Genomic DNA, 9,975 nt, shown 5'->3' on the forward strand with positions numbered 1-9,975 from the left:
TGAAGGGAAATCTCTGATGGACAGCATCACCGGAACGACCTCGGTCGACGGCGCCGTCGCCACGCTGCGCGACTGGCTGCTGGAGCGGGTCGCGGCGTATCTGCCCGACGTCGAGGAGCCGATCAGCCCGCGTAACCCGCTCGGCGAGTACGGCCTCGACTCGATCGTCGTGCTAGCCCTGGCCGCCGACATCGAGGACCATCTCGCGATCAGCCTGGACCCGACCGCTTTGTGGGACTACTCCACGGTCGACCAGCTCACCGTCTTTCTGCTGGACGAGTGCGTCCGGCAGAAGTCACAGATATAAGGGGGAATCATGCGTTCTTTCAAGATCACGGCGGGTCTGCTCGCCGTAGCGGTGGCGCTCGTGGCGCCGCTCCCGGCCGAGGCGGCCGCTCCCGTCCGGGCGGCGACCATCGACTGGCCGATCCAGGAGATGGAACGGCTCGACCCGCTGGAGGGGGTCTGGAACTGCACCGGACTCAACTACTCCCGCCCGGGGGCCACGCCGATCGCCGCGACCGGTTCGGCCGCCGTCAAGTTCTCGCAGGGACAGCGCTGGCTGCAATGGGACGTGACGACCACGCTGGCCAACGGCTACGTCGGCACCGAGTTCGCCGTCTGGGGCTGGGACGCGGTCACCAAGACCTACTCCCTCGACACGTACGGCGAGGGGTACCGGGCGATCCTGCGCAGCCCGGGCTGGCAGGGCAACACGATCATGGCGTACGGCATCACCACCACAGCGTCAGCGGACATCGTCAAGTCACGCGTGTCGATGACCATCGAGGGGTCGGAGGCGGTGAGCCTGCAGCGTGAGTACGAGGTGAACGGCGCGTTCTACGTGGCCGTGCAGCAGAGCTGCCGACGCAGCTCGTAGGGCGCAACGACTTTGGGGCGCCCCGATTGCGGGGCGCCCCAAAGTCGTCTGCGGGTCCGGTCAGAACACGAGGACCAGGTTGTCGTGGCGCAGCAGCCGATCGTCGCAGTGCCACTCGATCGCCCGAGACAACACGGTGCGTTCGACGTCGGCGCCCAGCCGGACCAGGTCCGCGGTGTCGTGCCGATGCGAGGCCCGCACCACGTCCTGCTCGATGATCGGGCCCTCGTCGAGATCCTCGGTGACGTAGTGAGCGGTCGCGCCGATCAGCTTGACGCCCCGCTGCCGGGCCCGTTCGTACGGCCCGGCCCCGGCGAACGCCGGCAGGAACGAGTGATGAATGTTGATCACCGGCACCCGTACCTTCTCCAGGAACGCACCGGAGAGGATCTGCATGTACCGGGCCAGGACGATCACGTCGCACTCACCAGCGAGCACGTCGGCGAGCGCCCCCTCGGCCTGCGCCTTGCCGCCGGGCGGCACCGGCACATGGTGGAAGGTCAGGCCGAACGACTCCACGGTGTCCCGCAGGTCGGGGTGGTTCGAGGCGACCAGGACCAGTTCGCCGGCCAGTTCACCGCGGCGCCAGCGCCACAGCAGATCCAGCAGGCAGTGATCGGTCCGGGAGACCAGGACCGCGATCCGCTTGGGCCGACCGGCGTCGGCGAAGTGCCAGGCCATGTCGTACGGCGTGGCGACCTCCGCGGCGAACTCCCCGACCAGGGCCGGCCGGTCCACGGCGTCGACCGCGAGCTCCATCCGCAGGTGGAACGTGCCTCCCTCCGGGCTGGTCGTGTACTGGTCGGCCTGGCGGACGCTCGCACCACGGTCGTGCAGGAACTGCGTGACCGCGCGGATGATGCCCGGACGGTCCGGGCACGAGACGAGCAGGCGCAGCTTGTCGACGGGCATGGTTCCTCCAACACAGGCTCGGATCACCCGAATGTCGCGCAGTGATCTATGCCGGAACTCTGTGTCGGCGCCCTCAGCTCAACCAGCGCAGCTCCTGTGCGCGAACCCCGCCCTGGAAACGGCTCTGCGCCCCGAGCGCGTCCATCAACTCGCGGATGAGCCGGCTCAACGTACGTGGGGAGACGCCCAGGTTGCGGGCGATCTTCTCGTCCTTGAGACCGGTGGCCAGCATCTGCAGCAGCGCGGCGTGCTGCGGCGCGAGCTGGTCGAGCGGTGGGCGGGGCAGCTCATCGTCGTGCGGCAGCGCGGTGCCCGGATTCCACGCCAGGTCGTACAGGTGGGCGATCGGTTGCACGATGGCCCCGCCCCGCAGCGCCAGCACTGGTGACTCTTCCTGATCACCAACTGCGGCTAGCAGCGCCAGCGTGTTGTCGCAGATGATCATCCGCGTTGGTACGACCGGACTGGTGCGTACGTCGGCGCCGATGTTGCGCAGCGAGTTCAAATACTGCCGGGCATAACCGACCCGCAGGTACTGCTCCTGATAGAGCGCGCGCATACGGATGCCCCGGCGCAACATGATCTCGTCACGTTGGAGACCGCTCCGCAACACCTCCTCGGGCGGCGGCGGGCCGGGGTGCACGGAGATCACCTCGTTGACCGCACGGTCGGTGATCTCGGTCAGTAGGCCCCGGATCCGTCCGCTGTCACGGACAAGTTCGACCCGGATGTCGTCGGACGGAACGATGTCTATCGGCAGGAACCCCTGAACCAGGGTGGCCACTGCGGCCTGGGTCTCCGCAACCCGCTGGGCGGCCACGTCCAAGGTGTCCATCTCGTCGCTGAGTAGTCGGCGTAGCGCCGCGTCCGGGGTGAGCAGGGCGTCGGACTGCTGGATCCCCTCGCCATCCAGTAGCCGCAACGCCGACAGCACCTCCACGGCACGTTCCCGCTTGGCGCCGTTGAGATCGAGAGCCTCGGCGGCGTTGTTCACGTCCGAACACCCGGCACGAAACATGTGTTCGTAGAGTCTTAATGCCAGATCGACATCAGGCTTATCGAAAGCAGGCATACGCACTTCCCCCGTGCTAGTCCACCACGCGGCATGGTCGCACGATTGTCAGACCAGGACGAGGCCAGCCCAGGAGTGATCCGAATCACTTTTCAGGGCGGAAAGACGGTATCAACCTACCCCCATAGGCCTGGTACCGCCGCTTCGGCCGTCCCGGGCCGGCCGGGACGCGTAACGCACCCGGGCCGCCAGACACCCGGCCAGCACCTCGCCTGCTACCTGGCTCCGACCGGCCACCGGGACCCGGCGCACCGCATCGGCGGCCAAGCCGAACCGGTCGGCCTCGGCCACCGCCGACTGGGTGTACAGCAGATGGACGTCGACGGGAAGGCTCTGATAAACGAGCCGGGCCCAGGCCCGCGAGCCGTCGCCGGCGGCGGCCGGCGCCTCCAACGCCGAATGCGCCAGCGGGCAGCCCAGCTCCAGGGCGAGCAGCGCGGCGAAGATCAGCGACTCGGTGCCCCAGGCGAGCACCACGTCGATCTTCGGTTCGACGGCGCGGGCGCGCAACGCACCACACGCCGCGGCGACGGCCGCGCGGGTCAGCTCCCCGCTGACCACGACGTCGGCCCGGTGACCGAGCCGCTCCAGCTCGACACGCAGGGGATCGAAGTCGGCAGTCGCCGCACTGAAGACGCACGTGAGTATGCGCATCGGCGCACACCTCCTAATCGCAACCGATCCCGAGACCGCCCAGTGTCCGGAGCGCCGTGCGTCATCGGCGCTCGATCGCGTCAGGTTGGCAGCTTGCTGCCAGGTTGGCGACCGTCGGCATGCCCACCGGCCGGGCGATGCCGCAGCCCGCCGCACCACCAGTAACCAACAGTGAGACAGTGGCGACTCTCCGCCACTGCGAGTTGCCGCCTTTACCAAGCCTTCCAATAGCCCCGCTACATCGACATCCTGGTTTACAGAGCCGGACGGATCAACGGCCGAAACTCTCCCCATGAAAGGTCGATGTCATGCTGTCTGCCCTCATTCTCACCCTCACTACCACCGCCATCAACGTCTTCCCGGCGGCCGACATCACGATCTGGTGGCCGTGACGATGCACGTCAAAACCGTCACGGCTCGACAGATTCAACCAGTGCTGGGCGGCGCGGCGCACCACCTCACGCTGCTGGCTCCGGCCGCCGCGCTGACCGACGGCTGCCCGGACGTGGCGGCCGCGACCGCGGCCGTCCGGCGCGGCGTACGGGTCCGGGTGCATGTCGGCTCCGACCGTTGCGGCCTGTGCCCGGCGATGGCCGACCTGGCGGTGCTGCCGACCGTCACGGTCCCGTGCCGGATGGCGGTGATCGACGGAAAGATCCTGGTCGCAGCGCAGAATGGCTGGGACTACACGGCCGGTGGGGCGGTGCTAGCGAGCCCCGGACTGGCCTCGATGATCGAGCGGTCGATGTGGCGCGACGCGGTACCGCGGGCCGGCGAGGCGCACCGGTTGCCGTACGCCGAGCAGGCCGTGCTTAGTCAGCTCGCCCTCGGCCTGACGGACGACCTGGCGGCACGCAGCCTGGGTGTCGCGATTCGGTCCTATCGGCGCACCGTCGCGGCCCTGATGCAACGGTTCTCCGCCGACAGCAGATTCCAGGCCGGCTATCGCGCCGCCAAGGCGAATCTGCTTTGAACAGCTCGGTCCAGCTATACGGACTATCGGGGGAACGACAATGGAATTTTCAATTCTGGGTCCGGTGACGGCGCGCAAATGCGGTGCGGAGATTCCGCTGTCGGGATCGAAGATAAACACCGTGCTCTGTGCGCTGCTCGTGGCCCGGGGCAGAGCCCTGTCCTACACACAGCTCAGTGAGTACCTGTGGGGTTGGACGCCACCAGCGACGATGAGCGCGCAGATATACTCCTACGTCTACAAGCTCCGCAAACAGCTGGGCGACGAGGTGAGGCTGGAACGCCAGCACGCCGGGTACACACTCGACACGCTCGATGCGGAGCTCGACGTGGTGGCCTTCGACCGCCGGGTGGAGCAGGGCCGCCGCGCCCTCGCCGTACGCGATTACGGGACCGCCGCCGAGCAGCTGCGCGCCGCCCTGGCACTGTGGCGCGGACCCGCGCTGACCAATGTCACCGAGCACCTGGCCGAGGTCGAGCGGCCGCCGCTCGAGGAGGCCTGGGCCAACGCCACCGAGCAGCGCATCGAGGCGGACCTCGCGCTGCGTCAGGACACCGGGCTGACCCCGGAGCTGACCAGCCTGGTCGGCAAGTACCCGCTGCGCGAGCAGTTCCGTGCGCAGCTGGTACTGGCGCTGTGTCGCAGCGGTCGGCGTGCCGACGCCCTGCTCGCCTTCCACGAGGGCCGCCGGGTGCTCGCCGACCATCTCGGCGTGGATCCGGGACCGATGCTCGTCCGGGCCTATCAGGAGGCGCTGCACGACGAGGAGCCCGAGTACCCGCCGAAGCCGGGCGTCGTCGTCGCCCGGGAGCGCCGACGGCGGGCCAACTCCCCACTGCTACCACCCGACATCGGGCACTTCACCGGACGCCGCGCCGAGCTGGCCACGGTCCGCGGCGCCTGGGCCGCGACCGGCGGTCCCTGGGCCCGAACGGCACCGAGCCGTCTGCTGATCACGGGCGCGGTCGGCACGGGCAAGACCGCCCTGGCCATACGCATCGGGCACACCTCGGCCGAGCAGTTCCCGGACGGGGTTCTCTACGCTCCGCTGACCGAGTGGGACGGCACACCCCGGCCGGTCGCCGACATCCTCACCCAGCTACTGCACGGCATGGGCGAGGAACCGGCCCCCGGCACCGACGTGCGCGACCTCCTGCGTGACTACCGGATCGCGGGGCACGACCGTCGCATACTGGTGATCCTCGACGACGTCGTCGACGAGCGACGCCTGGACGACCTCATTCCAACCAGTCCCATGGCGGCCGCCATGGTCACCAGCCGTCAGTATCTCACCGGCTTCCCGCACCGGCACGTCATGGCACTGGACCCGCTGTCGGAGCGCGACGGGGTGAAGCTGCTGGCCGCGATCGCCGGCGAGTACCGGGTCTACAAGGAGCTCGCCGCCGCGCGGACGGTGGTGCGGCTATGCGACGGTCTGCCGCTGGCCCTGCACATCGCCGGCGCCCGGCTCGCATCCCATCCGCTGTGGACGGTTGAGCAACTGGCCACCCGCCTCGCCGATCCGGCCCGGCGGCTCGACGAGCTCTGCCACGCCCGGCAGACCGTACGCGGCCGGTTGATGACCGTGATGCAGCGGCTGCCCGCACCGGCCCGTGCACTGCTGCCGGCACTGGTCAGCGCGGATCCTGCGGGGTTCACCGCACGGTCCGTAACGTCGGCGGCCACGGCGTTGACCGAGACGGCCGACCGGCTGGAGGAACTGGCCGATCTGCACCTGGTCGCCCCGGCCGCAGTGGACGACGCCGGATTCACCAGGTTCCGGCTGACCGGGCTGAACCGCTTGCTCGCCGCCGAGCTGGCGGCCGGGGAGGACAGAAGTTGAGACACCGGAGGTGGGGGCGGATGGTCCGCCCCCCTTCCGGTGCGCGCGTGACGTCAGTCGGACATCGCCACCAGCGTGCGCCGGTCACCGGTGAACGACCGGCGACCGTGCCCGACCAGCACGTTGTCGATGAGCATCAGGTCGCCGGCCTGCCACGGGACGTCGACCGCGTTCTCCAGGCCACGGTCGCGGATCTGCTCGACGTACCGTCCGGGGATCGGGCTGCCGTCGGCGAACGTGACGTACTGCGGCAGCTCGTCGAGCGGCAGGATGTCGTAGAGCTCGGCCGCCGTCTGGTCGCCCAGCCCGGCCGGATGCCACTGGTCGGCCTGGTTGAACCAGACCTCCGCGCCGGTCACCGAGTGCCGGGTCGTGGCCGGGCGCACCTGGGTGACCCGCAGGCCCTCCGACCGCCACTCGAACTCGGCCTCCGCGTCGGTCAGGAACTTCTCCACCGCGGCCCGGTCGTCGGTCTCGAACGTGTCCTGCCAGCTCTTGCCGAGCCCGTAGCCGTCGTGCAGGTTCTGCACGTAGCGCACCCCGCCGGCGAACGCCTCGCGGACCTCGACGTCGAGCGAGGCCAACCAGAGCTCGCCGTCGACGATCGGCGTCCCGCCGCCGGTGAGCGCCGCGATCTGGCTGTAGAACGCCAGCCGGGCCGGCCAGCGCCGGGCATAGCAGAGCTCGTTGTGCTGGGAGATGGTGAACTCGGCCGGATACTCGGTCGAGGTGTAGACGTTGCCGCGCACCCGGGCACGCGGCGAGTTGCCGTGCACGTAGGGCAGGCGATTGGGCAGCAACCGGTCGAGCACGCCGTCGAGCTCCCCCGGCGTCACCCCGAAGTCGCGGAAGACCAGCGCCTTCTTCTCCACCAGCAGGGTCGACAGACCGTCGGGGCCGAGCTCGTCGAGCCATCCGGCGAGCCGGCGGACACCCGTGTCGGTCGCCCGGATCTCGTACGGCGTCCACGCGGTGGCGATGTCCGTCATGAATTCATCCTTCGTCCCGGCCGCGCCACCCGGCACGGCGCCGACGGGCGCGCCGGTCGGCGCGTCCGTTCCCGGGCCCGCGGCCTCAGGCGGTGACGCGGGCGTTGAGCTTGCCGAGCAGTTCGATGCCGGCCAGAACGGCGTCCGGGCGGACACCGAAGTCGATCAGGCAACCGATCTCGTCGATGCCGAGGCCGGCCACCCGGTCGATCAGCTCGGCGGCGTGGTCCACGCCGCCGAACAAGCCGCCGGTGGAGAAGTAGCGGTCGAAGGCGCGCGCCGAGAGGTACTCGATGTCGGCGGCGTTCAGGTCGGCCAGGTTCACGTCCTTACCGAGGAACGACTTCGCGGTCAGGTTCGCCGAGCTCTTCAGGTAGTTGGTGAACGGGGCCCGGACCACCTCGCGGACCTGGTCGAGGTCGTCGCCGAGCAGGGTGTGCAGCATCAGCACCACGTGCCCGGACCACCCGTGCCGCTCGGTGGCGACCCGGCGGTACTCGGCGATTTTCCCGGCCAGTTCACCGAGGTTTTGCCCGAGCAGATGGGTCAGCAGGCCGGCCCGCATCTCCCCGGCCGCCCGGAACGTCTCGACGCCGCCACCGGAGGTGACCCAGATCGGCAGCTCCGGCTGGACGGCCGGCGGGTACGGCCGCACCTCGACGGCCCGCCCCATACCGTCCACCCCGGTCGCCGTGCCGCCGCGCCACAACCGCCGTACCTCCTCGGCGGTCTGCCTCAACACGGTGCGACGGTTCTCGTAGTTACCCGGCGCGAGCGCGAAGTCGACGGCGTTCCACCCGGAGGCGAAGGCGATGCCGACCCGGCCGCCGGAGAGGTTGTCGACGACCGACCACTCCTCGGCGATGCGCAGGGGGTTGTGCAGGGGCGCGACGACGCTGCCGGCCCGGATGCCGATCCGGTCGGTGATCGTGGCGATGGCCGCGCCGAGCACCGACGGGTTCGGATAGGCGCCGCCGAACGGGTCGAAGTGCCGTTCCGGGGTCCACACCGCGGTGAGGCCGGCCCGGTCGGCGAGCTTGGCGCCCTCGATGAGCAGCTCGTAGCGGCCGCGCGCGCCGGGGGCGGTGCTGTCGTTGGCGAAGTAGAACAGGCTCAGATCCATGGTGGTCCCGTCAGGTCGTGGTTACGAGGTCGCCCGGCACCGGCTCCGGGGCCGGCAGCCGGGTCCGCCGGATCGCCGGGACGGTGAGCGCAGCCGCCGTAACGACGGCCATCCCGGCCGCCGCGATGAGCAGCCCGGTCGCGCCACCGGTCACGTCCAGCAGGTATCCGGCGCCGATCGCGCCGAGCCCGGCGGCGGCAGCTGCGGTGAATCCCGCGGTGGCCCCGACCCGCCCCTGCAGCTCGGCCGGAGTCGCGGTCATCTGGTAGATCGCCGAGGCGACGTTGAAGACGGCGCCGACGAAGCTCATCGCGGCGAACAGCACGCCCAGGCCCACCGGCGTGACGATGAACGCGCTACCCGCCATCAGGGCGCCCCAGGCCGCGAACCCGCCGATCACCACGGCCGGCAGCGGCAGCCGGCTCAGCCACCAGCGCGCGGTGAGCGCCCCGGCCACGCCGCCGCAGCCGCTGATGCCGAAGAGCAGACCGACCGCCGATGCCGGATGGCCCTGCTCCTGGACCAGGACGACCATCAGGGACAGCGAGACGAGCTGGAAGAACACGCCGCTGAGGGACACCAGGACGACGGCGGCGCGCAGGAAGGCGTGGCCTCGCAGCCAGGCGAGGCCGTCGAGCACGTCCCGGCCGACGTGCCGGTCACCGGCGACGGGCGCCGGACGGGTGTCGGCCCGCATCAGCCAGACGTTGGCGAATGCCACCAGGGCACCGACGGCGGCCAGCAGGAACGGGCTCCACCGGGTCCAGGTGAACAGCAGCGTGCCGAGCGGCGCGCCGACCAGCCCGGCCACCCGGCCCCGGGCCTCGTTCTGGCCCATCGCCGAGCCGAGCTGGGACGCCGGCACCACCTGACGCACGGTCACCCGCTCGGCGAGCCCGGAGAAGATCGCCAGGCTGGTGTCGACGAAGACCGCGGCGAGCAGCACGGTGAGGGTGAGCGTGCCGGTCAGCAGGGTGGCGGCCACCGCGCCGAGTGCCAGCGCCCGGCACCCGGCACAGAAGACCATCACCCGGCGGCGGTCCCACCGGTCCACAAGAGCTCCGGCCGGCAACTGGAAGACGACGCTCGGCAGGATAGCCGCCGCGGTCGCGAAACCGGCCGCCGCCGCCGACCCTCCGGAGATCCAGAGCGCCAGCAGGGGATAACAGACCGCGCTCATCCGGGAGCCGAGGAACGAGACCCAGTGGCCCGTCCAGAGCAGGACGAAGTCGCGGTTGCGGTGCAGCGGCACGATCTCGCGGGCAGTCATCACCGGCGCCTCTCTTTCGGTGCCTCGGCTCAGGCGGCGTCGCCGGCCATCTCGCGCACCAGGCTGAGCGGGCGCATGTCGGTCCAGTTCTGCTCGACGTATTCCAGGCACGCGGCGCGGGTGTCCTCGCCGTACACCCGCTCCCAACCGGCCGGCACCTCGGCGAAAGCCGGCCACAGCGAGTGCTGCCCCTCGTCGTTGACCAGGACCAGGTACGGCGCCTCGTCGTTCTCGAACGGGTTCGGCATGGTTGCTCCTC

The 9,975-nt window shown here is 70.1% G+C and carries 11 protein-coding genes; 4 read left to right on the forward strand and 7 right to left on the reverse strand.

Annotation, left to right across the window (positions count from 1 at the left end; genetic code table 11):
* Nucleotides 1-16: 16 nt before the first annotated feature.
* Both AB0C22_RS26270 and AB0C22_RS26275 read left to right on the forward strand, forming a co-directional pair.
* A complete protein-coding gene (locus tag AB0C22_RS26270) occupies nt 17-307 on the forward strand; it encodes an acyl carrier protein (RefSeq protein ID WP_357537635.1) in 291 nt (96 codons plus the stop codon).
* A 9-nt stretch (nt 308-316) separates the two neighbouring features.
* The gene (locus AB0C22_RS26275) at nt 317-880 is read left to right on the forward strand and encodes a DUF1579 family protein (protein ID WP_219463536.1); all 564 of its coding nucleotides are present in this window, start codon (nt 317-319) and stop codon (nt 878-880) included.
* 60 nt (nt 881-940) lie between these two features.
* Here the strand turns inward: AB0C22_RS26275 and purU are convergent, their stop codons facing one another.
* From purU to AB0C22_RS26290, 3 genes are all read right to left on the reverse strand, one after another.
* The gene (purU, locus tag AB0C22_RS26280; protein WP_219463538.1) at nt 941-1,792 is read right to left on the reverse strand and encodes a formyltetrahydrofolate deformylase; all 852 of its coding nucleotides are present in this window, start codon (nt 1,790-1,792) and stop codon (nt 941-943) included.
* 73 nt (nt 1,793-1,865) lie between these two features.
* Entirely contained in the window at nt 1,866-2,786 is a 921-nt protein-coding gene (locus tag AB0C22_RS26285; protein ID WP_219463541.1) for a LuxR C-terminal-related transcriptional regulator, read from the reverse strand.
* A gap of 189 nt (nt 2,787-2,975) precedes the next feature.
* On the reverse strand, nt 2,976-3,518 hold the full coding sequence (locus AB0C22_RS26290) for a hypothetical protein (protein WP_219463542.1): 543 nt from the start codon (nt 3,516-3,518) through the stop codon (nt 2,976-2,978).
* Between the two features lie 382 nt (nt 3,519-3,900).
* Between AB0C22_RS26290 and AB0C22_RS26295 the strand changes: the two genes are divergently transcribed.
* Nucleotides 3,901-4,491 (forward strand): hypothetical protein, encoded by a 591-nt coding sequence (locus AB0C22_RS26295; protein ID WP_219463543.1) that lies wholly within the window; start codon nt 3,901-3,903, stop codon nt 4,489-4,491.
* Between the two features lie 64 nt (nt 4,492-4,555).
* Nucleotides 4,556-6,334 (forward strand): AfsR/SARP family transcriptional regulator, encoded by a 1,779-nt coding sequence (locus AB0C22_RS26300; protein WP_219463545.1) that lies wholly within the window; start codon nt 4,556-4,558, stop codon nt 6,332-6,334.
* A 53-nt stretch (nt 6,335-6,387) separates the two neighbouring features.
* Here AB0C22_RS26300 and AB0C22_RS26305 read toward each other — a convergent pair whose 3' ends face one another.
* From AB0C22_RS26305 to AB0C22_RS26320, 4 genes are all read right to left on the reverse strand, one after another.
* The gene (locus tag AB0C22_RS26305; RefSeq protein WP_219463548.1) at nt 6,388-7,323 is read right to left on the reverse strand and encodes a TauD/TfdA family dioxygenase; all 936 of its coding nucleotides are present in this window, start codon (nt 7,321-7,323) and stop codon (nt 6,388-6,390) included.
* Between the two features lie 85 nt (nt 7,324-7,408).
* Nucleotides 7,409-8,446, reverse strand: a complete 1,038-nt coding sequence (locus AB0C22_RS26310; RefSeq protein ID WP_219463550.1) for a MupA/Atu3671 family FMN-dependent luciferase-like monooxygenase — start codon at nt 8,444-8,446, stop codon at nt 7,409-7,411.
* Between the two features lie 10 nt (nt 8,447-8,456).
* Complete coding sequence (locus AB0C22_RS26315; RefSeq protein WP_357537640.1) at nt 8,457-9,716, reverse strand: MFS transporter; 1,260 nt, start codon at nt 9,714-9,716, stop codon at nt 8,457-8,459.
* Between the two features lie 29 nt (nt 9,717-9,745).
* Nucleotides 9,746-9,964 carry an MbtH family protein gene (locus AB0C22_RS26320; protein WP_219463556.1) on the reverse strand — a complete coding sequence of 73 codons (219 nt, stop codon included), beginning with the start codon at nt 9,962-9,964 and terminating at the stop codon, nt 9,746-9,748.
* Between the last annotated feature and the right edge of the window lie 11 nt (nt 9,965-9,975).

Source organism: Micromonospora sp. NPDC048894, from assembly GCF_040649765.1.
In the GTDB taxonomy this organism is placed as follows: domain Bacteria; phylum Actinomycetota; class Actinomycetes; order Mycobacteriales; family Micromonosporaceae; genus Micromonospora; species Micromonospora antibiotica.